The sequence below is a fragment of the Fictibacillus sp. WQ 8-8 genome (assembly GCF_024494405.1).
GTDB lineage: Bacteria > Bacillota > Bacilli > Bacillales > Fictibacillaceae > Fictibacillus_C > Fictibacillus_C marinisediminis.
In genome coordinates this window covers 458,175-473,199 of sequence record NZ_JAMXKG010000003.1, presented here as the reverse complement: position 1 = coordinate 473,199, position 15,025 = coordinate 458,175, and the positions used below count along the sequence as shown (strand labels likewise).

Genomic DNA, 15,025 nt, shown 5'->3' with positions numbered 1-15,025 from the left:
AAGCCCCCAAAAGGGCTTTTTTTTACTGTTCTGCTACGTCTCCAAAAAGCTGCTGTAAATCCTGCGGCAGCGGTGCCTCTACGTTCATCATCTTCTCCTCTAATGGATGATAGAAGGAGACCTGCCAGCTGTGGAGGGCCTGCCGGACAATCAGATCTACCGGTCCACCATATAGGTCGTCTCCGAGCAGCGGATGTCCGATATGGGCCATATGAACGCGTATCTGATGGGTCCGACCGGTTTCAAGCTGCAGAGAAACAAGACTGTTCCCCGCCAACTCCTTCAGCACTTTAAAATGAGTAATGGCCATCTGACCTTGATCTGTGACCATCCTTTCAACCAGACTATCAGGATTCCTTCCAATGCTGGCGTCCACTGTCCCGCTCAGACTTTCAAACCTGCCTTCCACACCAGCTAGATAGGTTCGCTTGATCGCTTTTATCTTCTGCTGCTGAGACAATAACGAATGTGCAAAACGGTGCTTCGCAATCATGACGAGACCCGAAGTATCCTTATCAAGACGGTTGACGGCATGAAATGTGCTCTGAATCCCTTCCTGTTCATAATAGGAAAGGACTCCCTGGGCAAGGGAGCCGTTCTGCTGGTAGCGTGATGGTATGGTAGGAATCCCTGCAGGCTTGTTTACGAAGAGAAGATGTTCATCCTCATACAGGATATCAAGCAGCATAGGAATCGGCTCCATATGAGAACTGATTTCCTCGGGTGGAAACCGGACCTCAACCTCATCCCCGGTGTTCACACTTTTTCTGACAGTAGAAGGTACTCCATTTACGAGAAGCTCTCCTCCAGTAAACTTAATATCAGCCAGTGCGCTTTTAGAAATATTTTTATGAAGCCGCAAAAATTCACGCAGCAGACCAGCCTCATTTTCTTTAACCTTCCACTTTATTGTAAATGTGGTCATAATGTCTCCTGTTAATCGGTAACGAAGGCTTCTTTCACCCGTTTCCAGAATGGGAAAGGACGGAATCGGGCAAACCGGATCTTTTCTTCAGCTACCCGGCATTGTATCGATTTGACTTTCTTTTGCAGCAGAAACAAATGGTCGATGGTAATATGGAAATCCACATCGTTCACCGGTTTCAGCATGCATGTATGATGCTGAGGAAGCACCAGGGGTGAACCAATTGTACGGAATACACGGTTATTGATCGAAGCCATTTCCGAAAGCTGGATGGATGGAAGTGAAGGATGAATGATCGCTCCTCCAAGAGCCTTGTTATAAGCCGTACTTCCTGATGGTGTAGAAATACAGAGTCCATCCCCGCGGAATGTTTCAAACAGATCACCTTTAATTTCCACATCCATGACAAGAGAGCCCTCGCCGCTTTTGACTGTACATTCATTAAGGGCGAGATAGCTTTTTTCATCAACATCATCCAGATAGCGGACTGTCACTTCAAGAAGCGGATATTCTACAATTTGGTAGGGTGTTTTTGCAATATGAATCACGAGCTTTTCCACTTCATCCGGCACCCAATCGGCGAAAAAGCCTAAGTGGCCCGTGTGAATCCCGACAAATGCCGTCTGGTCAATCCGGTGTACATAGTGATGGAAAGCGTGAAGCAATGTGCCATCCCCGCCAACCGTAATCACGATATCCGGTTCCGTCTCATTGTATTGCAGTTCAAATTCCTGCAGATAGGTCTTAATTTTTTGTTTCAGCGTATTTGACTTTTGGTCGCCTTTTGAAATAATGGCAAAATTCACGAATGGATCACCTTCTTTCGAAGAAATTATGTAGTCGGACTGGATCCTTTCCCATCATCCGTTCTTTCCGAAAATACGATTTGTGCCTCCTGAACCTCGCCTCTGATCTCAGCCATTTCTTCATCCAGACGGCCTGCGGCCTCCGCTGCCCGCTGCAGGCGCAGCTGAATGTCTTTCGGGATCTGTCCCTGATATTTATAGTTTAAAGAATGCTCAATGGTTGCCCAAAAATTCATCGCCAGCGTACGGATTTGAACTTCTGCCAGCAAGGGCTTCTCCCCTTCCAAGGTCTGCACAGGGTAACGGATGACCAGATGATAGGATCTGTAGCCGCTTGGCTTTTTGTTCGTGATGTAATCCCGCTCTTCAACTATTTCGAAGTCTTTGCGGTTCCTGAGCATATCTGTCACTTTTTTAATATCATCCGTAAACTGGCACATGATGCGCAAACCGGCAATGTCCTGAATTTCTTCTTCTATTTTTTCAAACGGTATATTTTTTTGCCACGCCTTATTCAAAATAGAATTAATAGGCTTTACCCTTCCTGTGACGAATTCAATCGGTGATTGCTTTGTGGTCTTCTGAAATTGTTCCCTTATTCCTCTGAATTTTACTTTTAATTCATCTACTGCTTGTTTGTAGGGGGCGAGAAGGGTCTCCCAATCCATTGCCTCATCCACCTTCCTGTTATTACTTGCTATTCGCTGGAAACAATCGTTCTACAGCCTCAAGCATATTATCGCCATAATTGCTGTTGCCTTTTATGTTTTCGAGCAAATAGGACAGTTCAGAATGCAGAGCAGACAGCTCGAAGGAATGGTCTTCTTCAGCTGTTTTTAGTACAACGGGAAGTTCTTTAGAAAGGGCTTCACTCAATTGTCCCCAAAACTGCTCTGGCAGCGAAATATATACGAGGTCATCCTCTGTTTCCATGACATAGATGAATGAAAGCTGATCCGAATCAACAAGCATCCTGCTGCCGTCTTTCCATTCGGAAAAGCCTTCACCCTTCTCTATGCTCAGCGTAAGCTGTTCACCTATTTCTGCTTGATTTATGTTATGTCTGATTGCCATGCTGTACCTCCTAAAAACAATTATTCTACTCTTTAGTTTAACACAATTATAGAGACAGTTTGTCATTTGAGAATCAAATAAGGCTGTGTCATAATGGGATTCGTGCAGTACATATACGAAGGAGTGCTAAATATGGAGCAAGAAGTTGAAATAGAGTTTAAAAATATGCTCACCCCTGATGAATTCTTCCTGTTATCTAATGAACTTTCACTCAAGGAAGAGTCTTTTACCACACAGACGAACCATTATTTCGATACCCCCGATTTTTCACTTAAAAGTCACCGCTGTGCCCTGCGAATCCGCGAAAAAAACGGATCTTTTGTTTTAACCTTAAAGCAGCCTCATCCCGATGGTCTGCTCGAAACGCATCAACAACTCAGCGAAGCAGAATACAGCTCTTACATGAATAACGAAAAGTTTGCGGAAGGCCATGTTTATTCCATCCTGACCGATTTAGGCGTTGATCCGAAAAGCATCGTTTACCTTGGAACGCTGAAAACGAAGCGAGCGGAAAAAGAAACCACCGACGGCCTCCTTGTCCTCGATGAAAATCAATATCTTTCCGTTATCGATTACGAACTGGAATATGAAGCGAAAGAAAGAAAAAAAGGTGAATTTGAATTTAGCACTTTCTTGAAGCAATACGGAATACCTGAAAGAAAAACACTCAATAAAATACAACGTTTTTTTGAAGCTAAAAACGGCGAACTCTAATTGTTTAATTCTTCCTCATTTGATATGATTATACATATAGTTTGAGGAGAGAACAAAAATGAAAATTGATGCTATAAAAATGCTGATGGAGCTTCAAGCGCTTCAGCAGTTAAATGTAAATGGGACAGCAGCTGCTCCTGTATCTTCACCCTTTGCCATGATTCTTCAGCAGTTGAGTGAAGCCGCGGGGTTAGATCAGCCTGGTGGAGAACCAGTAATACCAGTGAAGACAGTCTCTGCATTGCCGGCTGTTCCGAATACCAAGCCTTCATTACAGCTAACGCACCCATCCGGAGCAAAAGATATCGATTCAATTCTTGAAAGAATCAGTGCTAAATATGATGTAAACCCCAGCCTGATCCGGTCGGTCATACAGCATGAATCAGGTTTTAACCCATTAAGCAAAAGCCCGGCAGGTGCCATGGGATTGATGCAGCTCATGCCTGAGACGGCAAAGGCGCTTGGTGTACAGAATCCCTATAACCCTGAAGATAATATCGAAGGCGGCGTGAAGTACATTAAACAGATGCTTGACGACTATAACGGTGATGAAAAGCTTGCTCTCGCAGCTTATAATGCTGGCCCTGGCAATGTAGCTAAATATGGAGGCATCCCTCCTTTTCAAGAAACACAAAATTATGTAAATAAAGTGATGGAATCATACCAGAGCATGAATGCTTGACCGCCCTTATGAAAGGTGCGGTTTTTTTATGGGCTTTTCCGGGAATCCTATTGTTTGCTAATCCGGCTATACCCTTGCTACAATAAGTTTATCGCATCATCAAATGCGGAGTTCGAAAACAAACTCTGAGGATTTTTTGAACGTGATCAGAGGTCACCCAAATCCCAGTTATGAATCTGATTTTGTGAAAAATGCTTGAAGGAGTTTTCACCATGAATGAAATGGATATGACCCCATATGAACATCTGGGCGGAGAGGATGTTCTTACAAAAATGGTCACCAATTTTTATCAACATGTCAAACAAAACGAGGATCTAGCGCCCCTGTTTCCTGATGATCTTACTGAAACTGCACGTAAACAGATTCAATTTCTTACTCAGTTTCTTGGCGGTCCCTCATTATACACAATGGAACATGGGCATCCTATGCTAAGAGCACGGCATATGCCTTTTCCGATTACAGAGCGCCATGCAAAAGCTTGGCTGGAGTGTATGGGGAAAGCAATGGATTCTGTATCCCTTGAAGGCCCCCTCAGGGATTTTATTATCAGCCGTCTAACCATGACTGCTTATCATATGGTAAATACGTCCGATGATAGCCATGGAAAGGAGAATAAATATTGACACCTTTTGAAGCCGAATATCCTTATGAAGCGAAGCACAAGGGTAACTTTACTGCTTCCAGCTGTCATAAGCCCTTGGAATTATACTCTGTCATTGACCCATTATGCCCCGAATGCTGGGCGCTGGAACCTATCTTAAAGAAATTGCAGGTTGAGTATGGACAATATTTCACATTAAGGCACATCATTGGCGGGAAATTGGACTCCTTAAATTCATTTCGAAGACGGAAAGGCTATCAGTCTGCTGAACGAATTGCAGACCGATGGGAAAAAACAGCAAATATGACGGGCATGAGCTGTGACGGTGATCTCTGGTTTGAAGATCCCATCCTTGCGCCCTACCTTGTATTCCTTGCCATTAAAGCAGCGGAACTTCAAGGCAAGCAGTCAGGAAACAAATTTTTGCGCAAGCTTAGAGAGCATTTATTTTTGCAGAAGCAAAACATTTCAAAAGAAGAAGTGCTTTTTGAAATCGCCAAGAACGTTGGCTTGGACGCTTATGAATTCATAAAAGATATGCATTCACAATCGGCTATAAAAGCCCTTCAATGCGATTGGAAATTTACAAATGAAATGGAAATCGACCAGATTCCTACCCTTATCATATTTAATGATAAGGCCGAAGAAGACGGAATAAAAATTGCCGGCAGCTACCAATATTCGATTTATGTTGAAATTATTGGCGAGATGCTTGGGTTTCATCCTGAACCCAAATCCCCTCCCCCTCTTGAAGAGTTCATGAAAATTTACCGGTTCGTCGCTACGAAAGAGCTTTCCGTCGTGTACAACTTGGCAGCCAATGAGATAGAAAAAGCCATGAAAAAGCTCGTTCTTCAACAGGTGGTAGAACGTGTTCCGGTAAAGTACGGTACATTCTGGAGATACAATTCATCACAAGTCGGTTGACTGACGGACCTTTCACATAAAGGTTCGTCTTTTTTTGAATAGCGGCTGAACAGGGTGAATACAATGGAGACAAGGAGGGTCGCCATGTATTTGTTCTTATTCACGATGTCCTTATTCTTTATTGCCGGCTGCTTTTATTTTTTTCTCCTTTCATTGTTAAAAATGATTTCTCTTGCTTTATCCGTTCCCTTGCTTTTTCTTTCCATCCTTCTTTTCATGTTATGTATCAATTACCGAAACAAATTGAAAAGACCCTTTCACAATTAAAGGAGCACTTTACCGGTCTAACCGGTAAAGTGCTCCTCTTGTTTTTATTTCTCAAATAACAGGTCTTCCATCTCATCCAGAATTTCTTCAAACACTTTTAATGCATCCTCGATCGGTTTAGACGTCGTCATATCAACTCCTGCTTTTTTCAGCACTTCTATTGGATAATCAGAGCTTCCGGCTTTTAAGAAGTCAATGTAACGGGAAACTGCACTTTCTCCTTCTTCCAGGATCTGTTTTGAAAGAGAAGCTGCCGCACTGAAGCCAGTAGCGTATTGATACACATAAAAATTGTAATAGAAATGTGGAATCCTTGACCATTCCAGGCCGATCTCTTTATCGATCACCACATTCTCACCAAAATATTTCAGATTTAGATCGTAATAAATCTTGGTGAGAAGTTCTGGTGTTAATGGCTCACCGTTTGCTGCCTTAACATGGATAGCTTGTTCAAATTCTGCAAACATGGTCTGACGGAATACCGTCCCCCTGAAGCCTTCCAAGTGGTGATTCAACAAGTAAAGCTTTTCCTGCTTATTTTTTGTTTTATTTAACATGTAGTGATTTAACAGCGCTTCATTACAGGTAGAAGCTACTTCAGCGACAAAGATGGAATAATCAGCATAAGGATATGGCTGATATTCTCTCGTATAATAGCTGTGAACCGAGTGCCCGATTTCATGTGTCAATGTAAACAGGTTATTAACATTGTCCTGCCAGTTCAGCAATATATAAGGCATCGTCCCGTATGCTCCAGATGAATAGGCTCCGCTTCGTTTCCCTGCATTTTCATGTACATCAATCCAGCGCTTTTCCAAGCCCTCTTTCACGATACCCACATACTCTTCGCCCATCGGCTTCAGGCTTTCTAACACAAGGTTTTTCGCTTCCTCATAAGGAACTTCCATCTTCACATCCTGAACTAGCGGTGTATACAGATCGTACATATGAAGTTCATCTACATTCAGTGCCCGCTTTCGGATGTCGACATAACGATGAAGGAGATGAAGATGGTCATTCACTGTTTTAACGAGATTTTCATACACTTCTTCAGGAATATTATTGCTGTCTAAAGCGGCCTGCCTTGCAGTCTCAAACTTTCTTGTCCTGGCAAAAAAGTTATCTTTTTTCACGGTACCTGCCAGCGTGCTTGCAAACGTATTTTTAAATCTATCATACGTTCCATAAACAGCTTTAAACGCATCTTCCCTTACACGTCGGTCGCTGCTTTCCAAAAACCGGATGTACCTGCCATGTGTAACCTCGACTTCATCTCCGTTCTCATCTTTGATTTCAGGAAATTTAAGGTCGGCATTGTTGAGCATTCCGAATGTGGTACTGGCACTTGCCGTCACTTCACTGACATCAGCCAGAAGAGCTTCTTCCTCTTTAGAAAGAACATGCGGCCGCTGGCGGTTGATTTCATCCAAGGCATGCTTGTATAAGGCCAGTTCTTTATACTCTTTAACATAGGTTTGAATGGTCTCCTCGGGCAACGACAGAATTTCCGGTACAGCAAATGATAAAGAACTGCTTACCTGAGTTGCTAGATTTGATGCCCGGTCATTCAATCCTTGGTAAAAAGAGTTTGTTGTGTCTTGATCGTACCGCATATGGGCGTATGTATAGAGCTTCCCAAGCTTTTTTGTGAGCTCGTCCTGTTTTTGAAAGTAATGATAGAGCGTTTCTGCCGATTCTCCAAGTTTTCCTTGAAATTCCTTCAATTCAGGCAACAGGCCTTTAACTTCATTGAATTCTTCTTCCCATTTGTCATTTGTTGCGTAAATGGCTTCAAGATCCCATGTATCCTGCTGTAATAATTCTTCTCGTTTCGGAAGAGATTTTGATTTTGTTTGAGCCATGCAGCGGCACCTCCTGCTTTAATTTCGTGCATACCTACATTTTACCAGAAAACAGAATATTCACACCATGTTTTACCCCTGACTCCATTAAAATAAAATCATTGGCCAATGCCTGATCCATCGTATTTGGGAAAACGGGGTCTCTGATCTTTACAAACTCTTTTTTTCCAACTCGTTTAATGATCCCATAAAAGCAAAGCAGGTTAAGATAATGCATGACAGCAAATGAATAATGTACATCTGCAATGAGCGGCAGTTCCCGCACAGTTATTATTTTTTTATGGATAAGCCATTTCATATGGTTAAATACGCTGGAGAACTGAATGGATTCACCAATCTGTACAGGAATGATGGAGTACAGCAGCACATATGACTGCCATATAAATGAAGGTTCCTTTAGAGTATAAGCAAAAGGGACAGGCATCCCTGCTTCAGAAGGAAAGTAAGTAAGCGTTGAATGATTTTTTAAAAAAAGGATTTTCAGTTGGCGGTAGGTTTGATGGTTTTGTTTAAAGGCGTGGAGTCTCCATTGTTTTTTTGCGTTCAGCCAGGATTTAACTTGAAACAATGGGGAATCTCTTTTTGATGGTTGAAGATGATAAGGAGTTTGAAAGGAATATTCACATAGGGGATATGAATCAAGCTTTCCATACACTCTTGTTGATGTAACAGGAACAATGGAGGAGAGATGATACACTTTTGCTTCAACAGGACAGAAGTAATAAAGTGAGGGCAAGTGGTTAACAGAAGAAATTCGGGCGGTCAGCCAATCAAATGATGAGATCTGAAAAGTAGTGGAACTAAGTGTTTTAAGCCTTTTCTTACCGAGGATCCAAAAAGGGGTCATTCCCCTGCTGATGTAGCCTTTGGATCTTTCAATCAAAATGGGGGATGGAATAGCAGAGCATTGAAACTCTATGGGAATCTGGGGTGGTATCCATATATCGGGGCGCTGGGAGATATCCGGAAAGAATGGTTCCAGAAGTGCATTGGGAAATTCCTTATTGACATGTTCATACAAGAGCTTTTTGCCGAGCAGATGGTACATTGATTCTCCTTTGGATAAAGTACAATTGGTAACGCCGGGAATGTGTGAAAAATGCCAGATCTTCATGTTCCCCGCTTTGATCTGAACTTTTTCATTGCATTGAGGACAATAAAAACCGCTGCTTTTTTGAATAGACCTCAGCTCTTCTTTAGAGTAGCCGGTATGAAGACTGATTCTTTTACCTGTGCTCGTATGGGCAACAAGCATAGCATCACCTCTTTTTTCTTTTATTTTATGGTAAAGAAATCCCATTTTCAAGAAGATGGTTGATTTAGAGTGGAAATATTTTCATGTATTGCTATACTATATTTGTCAGACTATCAGTCAACTTGTGAGCTTAAATATGAACAGAAAGAAGGTATGATCATGTTTAAATCCGGAGAAACCGTAAACGTAAATGGGACATATGCTGAAGCAGGCCATGGCGGCGGCAAAGTAAAAAGAGGACAGCGTGTGGAACTTCAAGAAGGTTCAACGTTTCCTGAACTAAAACCTTACACAATAGAAATTTCACACGGCGGCGAGACCAAAACCCGCAATCGGCAGCACCAATGGAAGCTAGTTAAGTAAAACAGGCGATCATCGTCTGTTTTTTTCAATGAACTGCATAGATATATTGTCCAGCTCCAGCTCTAGTTGGAGTAAACAGGGAACTGGCTTTCTTCAAAATAAAAACACCGATTCCAAGTAATGAAATCGGTGCGTGCTTACAATGTAAAGTGAGCCGAAATGTCTTCAAGGGCCCGCTCAGCAATAATCTGTTTTCCGTACTCTTGAATTCGATGGATGGATGCATCAGAATCTGTGCCATATTCGAGCAGCTGAGATAATAAATCATCCTGCTCCCTATCCGTTGTTTCTGGATTGAACGTAACATACAAGTAATACTTATTATCAAAGTGATAAAGGGAATTTGCGAATAAAGAACTGTCAATGTTGTGGGATAACATGATCATATCTTCAAAATCACTGAAGATTAACAGAAAGGACAAATAATCTTCGTCTGCAAGTTCAATATCTTCAGCTTCCACTTGATCATCTGGCGTAAACTGCTGATCAAGCATCTTTTCGATATTTTTATCTACAGGAAGATCGACTTTTTCATCACCTAGAGGCAATTCAAGCTTGGTGCCGTCTTTTGACATCTGTGCTCTAGTTACAATAATCTCCAGCCCTTTATCCATGGCCTGCACCTGAATCCAAAGCGGACCCTCTAAAGGAAACTGTTCCTGCTGGTGGGCTTCGTCCATCATTTCCCAGAACAATTCTTCCCCCCGCTCACGGTCGGACCAGATTTCCTCACGATCAAAACCTCGGTCTTCAATATCTCTATACGTTATGAAAAATTTAATTGTAAATTCATTGACTCTTTCTATTTCCATTTCGTTCTCTCCCTTCTAACCGTATTGTAACCTATGAAGGGATAATTTCCCCTGGGTATGATGTATTGTCACTTTTCCCTAAAAAAAGAAAATTCAATCCAAAGCTGGCTCATTCTTGTACTTCTATTCTATGACAAAACATCGAAGTTGGAAATAAAAATGCTGACCATTTTTTTGCCCTTTTTTTTAGATTAAACGGGCTCTTTTAACGATTAAATGACTTTTCGAAAAAATAAATGGTCTTAATTTGAAAGAAGTTTTGTACATTTTAACATACATAGTCCCGTTTAGCACTTGAAAGGGGTTTGGCATTCGTGGAAACAGATTTCCTCATATCCCTCTTACAGATCATCGCCATTGATATTCTGCTTGGGGGAGATAATGCGATTGTAATCGCTCTGGCCAGCCGTAATTTGCCTGAGCATCAAAGAAATAAAGCGATTTTTATTGGGACAGGCCTCGCAATCATCGTCAGAATCATCTTAACCGTTCTTGTGGTCTATTTGCTCAAGGTTCCCCTTCTTTACCTGACAGGGGGAGTTCTGTTAATTTACATCGCCTTCCAGCTGCTGGTACATGATGAAAACGGAAATAATATTAAACCAGGCATGTCGTTGATCAGCGCCATCCGAACCATTGTTGTAGCCGATATTGCAATGGGCCTTGATAATGTACTGGCTATTGCTGGAGCTTCACATGGATCGGTTCAGCTCGTCGTGATTGGTCTTATCATCTCTGTACCTATTATTATATGGGGAAGCAAGGCCATCCTTCATATGATGGAACGCTTTTCAATCCTGATTTATATCGGCGCCGGTATTCTGGCCTACACAGCAGCGGGTATGATCTGTTCGGAAAAAGAACTTCAGCCTTTATTCCTGTCCAGCCCCCACATCAAATCCGCATTCAGCATCATTATCGTAATCGGAGTGATTGCTGCAGGCTTTCTTTCAAAATCGAGAAGGACCGGAAAACATAAATGATTGATAAAAAAAGCCTCTACAGAACTTAATCTGTAGAAGCTTTTTTAATTAACCATACGCTGCGCTTCGAGCAATTGATACGTACGGACTTTTCTAGGTAAAAACCTTCTGATTTCATCTTCATTATAGCCTACCTGGAGTCGTTTTTCATCCATGATAATCGGCCTTCTTAAAAGCCCAGGGTTATCTGCGATAAGCTGATAAAGATCCTGTAGAGGCATCGTCTCGACATTCAAGTTTAATTCCTGAAATGTTTTTGAACGGGTTGAAATAATTTCATCCGTTCCATCCTCAGTCATACGAAGGATTTGTTTTACTTCCTCTATGCTCAAAGGCTCTGAAAAGATATTTCTTTCTTGGTATGGAATGTCATTCTCTTTTAACCACGCTTTTGCCTTACGACAAGATGTACAACTCGGCGAAGTAAATAAAGTAACCATATGGATCTTCTCCTTCCCCATCCTACTGATTTAACCCCTACTTTAAAATAGTTATTAAATCATATTTTTTATTATACTACATTTTCTTTAAACAAGAAAGGTCTTCACAAAAATGTAATAAAACTTATACAACCCAACTAAAACAATGTGTTCCATCTATATAGACGTATTACCCCAAAAAAAGTTTCACAAAACATAAAAGAAATAGGATGAAATAGTTTTCATCCCATAATCACTTTATGCAATTGATTTGAATTGAGATGCCGGCCCTTTTTTCGGACCCGTGGATAAGCCTTTTAAATTCTTTCTCAACATCTCTTTCAATAGTTCCCGCTTACTCTGTTTTTTCTTATCCTTGGCTTTCATGCAGATACCTCCTTGCCATAGAAATTACTCGGTTATGGCGTCTTTACCGTGCTGAAAGGTGAGCACATCGGCTACATCCTGATAAGCTTTACCGTACAATTCTTTATCTTTGTACGTGTGTATCTCATTATACGTCTTTTTCATGTTTTCATAAATACTTTCTTCACTTTCTCCTTTAGGAGCCCAATACAAAATCTCCATTTCATTCACTTGATCAGTAGCAAGTGACTTTCTTCTGTAACCAATCTTTGATGCATGCTTAAATCCTTCCCGCCGATAGAACCGCTGCCGTTTTTCGGTATCTGTATCTTCATAGTCAATGGGTTCAACTTCAAGTATGATCGGTTTTTCTTTTTCTTTAAGCTTTTTCAGCAAGGCCTTTCCCAGCCCCTGGCCGCGTGATTCTTTAGACACGAACAAATAATCAATGAAAATAAAATCATCGAGTTCTACATACATCAGCACATGATGGGGGCCTTCATCTTTATGATAAATATCTCCTTTGTCTTCTAGAAGGAGTTCCATATGTTCTTGAGATTTCATTTCTTCAATTGGGAAATATTGATTTAATTTTTCGTACCAGTTCATTTTGTCCTGACAGCTCCTAACTGAAATGATTTAGTTATAGAGAGAGTAAAAAGAATTTGATTTAGTTTTCCCTCTTTCCAAAGGGATAAACATCTTATACAATAAAGAGGAAATGTATGCCTTTTCAATGGAGGGATTAGATGGTGATGTTTTTCCGTGATTTACTCCTGCTCGCTGTTTTTGTCATCGGATTGACTGCTTTTATGGGTATACTCGCACATTGGTTCTCACTTAAAGTATTCGGCGGAAAATCTGTTTTTAAATTCGTAGACCACTCTAAATCTTTTCAGTCCAATTGGAGTAACGTACAAAGAAGAAACCGGTAAACAACTTCTACTTTACGAGAAGTTGTTTTTTTGTGAAGATAAAAGAAGATTATACATACTAGAGGTGGAGATTCATGCATATCAATTTACGAACGTTTATTCAGCAGTTAAAAAAAGAAAATGAAATTATTGAAATAAAAGCCGAGGTTGATCCATACCTTGAAATCCCAGAAATTCACCGAAGGGTCATCGATGAACAGGGGCCAGCCCTGCTTTTTACGAATGTTAAAGGCAGTGATATCCCTGTTGTAACCAATCTATTCGGAACAATCCGCCGTGTAGATATGGCGTTCGGCCCTAAACCGGAAGCTCTTGTTAAGCAGCTGGTCGCATCAATTGATGACCTTCTCCCTCCTTCTGCTTCAAAACTGTGGGGAAAAAAAGGGATGATCAAAGACATACTGAAAATTGGCACAAGAACTGTAAAACCGGCAAAAGCTCCAATCATGGAAACCTACACAGCTGACGTGAACATGAAGAAGCTTCCTGCTTTAACCGGCTGGCATATGGACAGTAACCCGTTTGTTACGCTCCCTCTTGTTTACACCGAACATCCTGATAAACACGAGCACAATCTTGGAATGTATAGAATCGAGATTAAAGAAGAAAAGAAAACCGGCATCCACTGGCAAATTCATAAAGGGGGCGGCTTCCACCACTTTGCCGCTGAACAAAATAACGAGGAGCTTCCTGTAACATTATTCCTTGGCGGGCCTCCTTCCCTAATGATCAGCGCAATTGCTCCGCTCCCTGAAGCAGTTCCGGAGCTTATGTTTTCCTCTATGCTGATGGGAGACAAGCTAAACCTTACACATGCGCCGGGTTATTCCCACCCGCTGATCGCTGAAGCAGAGTTTGCATTTGGAGGAGTTGTTCCACCACATATCAGGGAACCCGAGGGGCCTTTTGGTGACCATTACGGCTATTATTCATGGGCACACGACTTCCCTGTATTCAATGTGAACCATATGTGGAAACGAAAAGACGCCATCTACCCCGCAACAGTGGTTGGAAAGCCAAGACAAGAAGACTACTTTATCGGTGAATATCTGCAGCGACTGATGAGCCCTCTGTTCCCGGTTGTCATGAATGGTGTTAAACAATTGTGGACCTATGCAGAGACAGGCTTTCACGCCCTTGCAGGTGCAGTTGTCCGAGAATCCTATTATAAGGAAGGGCTCGCACATGCTTTAAGAATCATGGGTGAGGGTCAGCTTACATTAACTAAATTTCTTATGGTAACCAATAAGGAAGTGGATCTTCAGGATTTCTCCCAGCTTCTCGAAGCGGTGTTAGAGAGATTCCTGCCTGAGCGTGATTTGCTGATCCTGCATGATACATCCATGGATACCCTGGATTATACAGGACGAAAATTCAACACCGGCAGCAAAGCGATCATGACAGGGCTTGGAGAGCCCGTACGAGAACTGAAAAGAGTATATGAAGGTGGAACCATTCCAGGAATTCATGACGTCCAGGCGTATTGCGGAGGCTGTTTATGTGTCTCTGGACCAACATTTGAAGAAGAACCCGAATTTGGTGAAAAACTGCTTCAAGCTGGCGAACAGCAGCTTAATAAATGGCAGCTGGTGTTTTTAGTGGACGATGCCTCCATCGCCTCATCTCAATCCCAATTTTTATGGACAACCTTTACGCGTTTTGATCCAGCATATGATCTTTACGCCAAATGTGAGGTTGTACGAAATAAAATTAAATACAGCGGACCAGTCATTATCGATGCAAGAATGAAGCCTTTTTATCCCGAAACGGTTGAAACACGGCCAGATATTGACCAATTGGTTTCAAAGCGCTGGAAGGAATATTTTTAATGGAAAAGCTCTGTTAGTTCATGTGTTGTTTTGGTGGGGTGTGATTGAAGAAAAAGACTTGAGGATCTCTTTTAAGGATCAGTATGCGATGCCCAATATGATTGAAAATCAACAATATGCTTTAACAAAGTTAATGGAAAGAAGGGCTCCCATGAGAGCCCTTCTTTTTGTTTTATTTTATTGATTAAGAGGCAAAACGGTGGTA

The 15,025-nt window shown here is 41.7% G+C and carries 18 protein-coding genes; 8 read left to right on the top strand and 10 right to left on the bottom strand.

What is annotated here, in order from left to right; translation table 11 throughout:
• Positions 1-22: 22 nt before the first annotated feature.
• Genes M1K46_RS07780 through M1K46_RS07765 form a run of 4 tightly spaced genes read right to left on the bottom strand, consistent with a single transcriptional unit; the run spans position 23 to position 2,805 of the window.
• The gene (locus M1K46_RS07780; RefSeq protein ID WP_256225600.1) at positions 23-925 is read right to left on the bottom strand and encodes an RluA family pseudouridine synthase; all 903 of its coding nucleotides are present in this window, start codon (positions 923-925) and stop codon (positions 23-25) included.
• An 11-nt stretch (positions 926-936) separates the two neighbouring features.
• Complete coding sequence (locus tag M1K46_RS07775) at positions 937-1,731, bottom strand: NAD kinase (protein ID WP_053354743.1); 795 nt, start codon at positions 1,729-1,731, stop codon at positions 937-939.
• Between the two features lie 26 nt (positions 1,732-1,757).
• Positions 1,758-2,399: a GTP pyrophosphokinase gene (locus M1K46_RS07770; protein ID WP_053354744.1), complete on the bottom strand. Its 642-nt coding sequence runs from the start codon at positions 2,397-2,399 to the stop codon at positions 1,758-1,760.
• Positions 2,400-2,421: 22 nt separating this feature from the next.
• A complete protein-coding gene (locus tag M1K46_RS07765) occupies positions 2,422-2,805 on the bottom strand; it encodes a hypothetical protein (protein ID WP_062231418.1) in 384 nt (127 codons plus the stop codon).
• A 132-nt stretch (positions 2,806-2,937) separates the two neighbouring features.
• Here M1K46_RS07765 and M1K46_RS07760 point away from each other — a divergent pair, with 132 nt between their 5' ends.
• From M1K46_RS07760 to M1K46_RS07745, 4 genes are all read left to right on the top strand, one after another.
• Entirely contained in the window at positions 2,938-3,519 is a 582-nt protein-coding gene (locus M1K46_RS07760; protein WP_256225598.1) for a CYTH domain-containing protein, read from the top strand.
• A 58-nt stretch (positions 3,520-3,577) separates the two neighbouring features.
• Entirely contained in the window at positions 3,578-4,201 is a 624-nt protein-coding gene (locus tag M1K46_RS25615) for a lytic transglycosylase domain-containing protein (protein WP_305584475.1), read from the top strand.
• A 212-nt stretch (positions 4,202-4,413) separates the two neighbouring features.
• The gene (locus tag M1K46_RS07750) at positions 4,414-4,824 is read left to right on the top strand and encodes a globin (RefSeq protein WP_305584473.1); all 411 of its coding nucleotides are present in this window, start codon (positions 4,414-4,416) and stop codon (positions 4,822-4,824) included.
• The gene (locus M1K46_RS07745; protein ID WP_053354748.1) at positions 4,821-5,729 is read left to right on the top strand and encodes a ClpXP adapter SpxH family protein; all 909 of its coding nucleotides are present in this window, start codon (positions 4,821-4,823) and stop codon (positions 5,727-5,729) included. The genes M1K46_RS07750 and M1K46_RS07745 overlap by 4 nt, the downstream gene beginning before the upstream one ends.
• Positions 5,730-6,040: 311 nt before the next feature.
• Here the strand turns inward: M1K46_RS07745 and pepF are convergent, their stop codons facing one another.
• Both pepF and M1K46_RS07735 read right to left on the bottom strand, forming a co-directional pair.
• The gene (gene pepF, locus M1K46_RS07740; RefSeq protein ID WP_256225597.1) at positions 6,041-7,858 is read right to left on the bottom strand and encodes an oligoendopeptidase F; all 1,818 of its coding nucleotides are present in this window, start codon (positions 7,856-7,858) and stop codon (positions 6,041-6,043) included.
• A gap of 34 nt (positions 7,859-7,892) precedes the next feature.
• Entirely contained in the window at positions 7,893-9,113 is a 1,221-nt protein-coding gene (locus tag M1K46_RS07735) for a competence protein CoiA (RefSeq protein ID WP_256225596.1), read from the bottom strand.
• Positions 9,114-9,272: 159 nt separating this feature from the next.
• On the opposite strand from M1K46_RS07735, the gene M1K46_RS07730 reads away from it, so the two are divergent.
• Positions 9,273-9,476: a YjzC family protein gene (locus M1K46_RS07730; RefSeq protein WP_091006570.1), complete on the top strand. Its 204-nt coding sequence runs from the start codon at positions 9,273-9,275 to the stop codon at positions 9,474-9,476.
• Between the two features lie 137 nt (positions 9,477-9,613).
• Here M1K46_RS07730 and mecA read toward each other — a convergent pair whose 3' ends face one another.
• Positions 9,614-10,288, bottom strand: a complete 675-nt coding sequence (gene mecA, locus M1K46_RS07725) for an adaptor protein MecA (protein WP_256225595.1) — start codon at positions 10,286-10,288, stop codon at positions 9,614-9,616.
• A 314-nt stretch (positions 10,289-10,602) separates the two neighbouring features.
• Here mecA and M1K46_RS07720 point away from each other — a divergent pair, with 314 nt between their 5' ends.
• Positions 10,603-11,271 (top strand): TerC family protein, encoded by a 669-nt coding sequence (locus M1K46_RS07720; RefSeq protein ID WP_053354754.1) that lies wholly within the window; start codon positions 10,603-10,605, stop codon positions 11,269-11,271.
• Between the two features lie 44 nt (positions 11,272-11,315).
• Here M1K46_RS07720 and spxA read toward each other — a convergent pair whose 3' ends face one another.
• The 3 genes from spxA to M1K46_RS07705 form a co-directional block, all read right to left on the bottom strand.
• Positions 11,316-11,711: a transcriptional regulator SpxA gene (gene spxA / locus M1K46_RS07715; RefSeq protein ID WP_007203028.1), complete on the bottom strand. Its 396-nt coding sequence runs from the start codon at positions 11,709-11,711 to the stop codon at positions 11,316-11,318.
• Between the two features lie 237 nt (positions 11,712-11,948).
• Positions 11,949-12,077 carry a hypothetical protein gene (locus M1K46_RS07710; protein WP_255357533.1) on the bottom strand — a complete coding sequence of 43 codons (129 nt, stop codon included), beginning with the start codon at positions 12,075-12,077 and terminating at the stop codon, positions 11,949-11,951.
• 24 nt (positions 12,078-12,101) lie between these two features.
• Positions 12,102-12,665, bottom strand: a complete 564-nt coding sequence (locus M1K46_RS07705; RefSeq protein WP_256225594.1) for a GNAT family N-acetyltransferase — start codon at positions 12,663-12,665, stop codon at positions 12,102-12,104.
• Positions 12,666-12,805: 140 nt separating this feature from the next.
• Between M1K46_RS07705 and M1K46_RS07700 the strand changes: the two genes are divergently transcribed.
• Positions 12,806-12,991, top strand: coding sequence for a hypothetical protein (locus tag M1K46_RS07700; protein ID WP_053354756.1), 186 nt, complete (start codon positions 12,806-12,808; stop codon positions 12,989-12,991).
• Positions 12,992-13,065: 74 nt separating this feature from the next.
• Positions 13,066-14,820: a UbiD family decarboxylase gene (locus M1K46_RS07695; protein WP_256225592.1), complete on the top strand. Its 1,755-nt coding sequence runs from the start codon at positions 13,066-13,068 to the stop codon at positions 14,818-14,820.
• The last annotated feature ends 205 nt before the right edge of the window (positions 14,821-15,025 follow it).

Coding starts and splice junctions, on each gene's coding strand:
- M1K46_RS07780 (WP_256225600.1), bottom strand. CDS start 925: ATGACCACATTTACAATAAAGTGGAAGGTTAAAGAAAATGAGGCTGGT.
- M1K46_RS07770 (WP_053354744.1), bottom strand. CDS start 2,399: ATGGATTGGGAGACCCTTCTCGCCCCCTACAAACAAGCAGTAGATGAA.
- M1K46_RS07765 (WP_062231418.1), bottom strand. CDS start 2,805: ATGGCAATCAGACATAACATAAATCAAGCAGAAATAGGTGAACAGCTT.
- M1K46_RS07760 (WP_256225598.1), top strand. CDS start 2,938: ATGGAGCAAGAAGTTGAAATAGAGTTTAAAAATATGCTCACCCCTGAT.
- M1K46_RS25615 (WP_305584475.1), top strand. CDS start 3,578: ATGAAAATTGATGCTATAAAAATGCTGATGGAGCTTCAAGCGCTTCAG.
- M1K46_RS07750 (WP_305584473.1), top strand. CDS start 4,414: ATGAATGAAATGGATATGACCCCATATGAACATCTGGGCGGAGAGGAT.
- pepF (WP_256225597.1), bottom strand. CDS start 7,858: ATGGCTCAAACAAAATCAAAATCTCTTCCGAAACGAGAAGAATTATTA.
- M1K46_RS07735 (WP_256225596.1), bottom strand. CDS start 9,113: ATGCTTGTTGCCCATACGAGCACAGGTAAAAGAATCAGTCTTCATACC.
- M1K46_RS07730 (WP_091006570.1), top strand. CDS start 9,273: ATGTTTAAATCCGGAGAAACCGTAAACGTAAATGGGACATATGCTGAA.
- mecA (WP_256225595.1), bottom strand. CDS start 10,288: ATGGAAATAGAAAGAGTCAATGAATTTACAATTAAATTTTTCATAACG.
- spxA (WP_007203028.1), bottom strand. CDS start 11,711: ATGGTTACTTTATTTACTTCGCCGAGTTGTACATCTTGTCGTAAGGCA.
- M1K46_RS07710 (WP_255357533.1), bottom strand. CDS start 12,077: ATGAAAGCCAAGGATAAGAAAAAACAGAGTAAGCGGGAACTATTGAAA.
- M1K46_RS07705 (WP_256225594.1), bottom strand. CDS start 12,665: ATGAACTGGTACGAAAAATTAAATCAATATTTCCCAATTGAAGAAATG.
- M1K46_RS07700 (WP_053354756.1), top strand. CDS start 12,806: ATGGTGATGTTTTTCCGTGATTTACTCCTGCTCGCTGTTTTTGTCATC.
- M1K46_RS07695 (WP_256225592.1), top strand. CDS start 13,066: ATGCATATCAATTTACGAACGTTTATTCAGCAGTTAAAAAAAGAAAAT.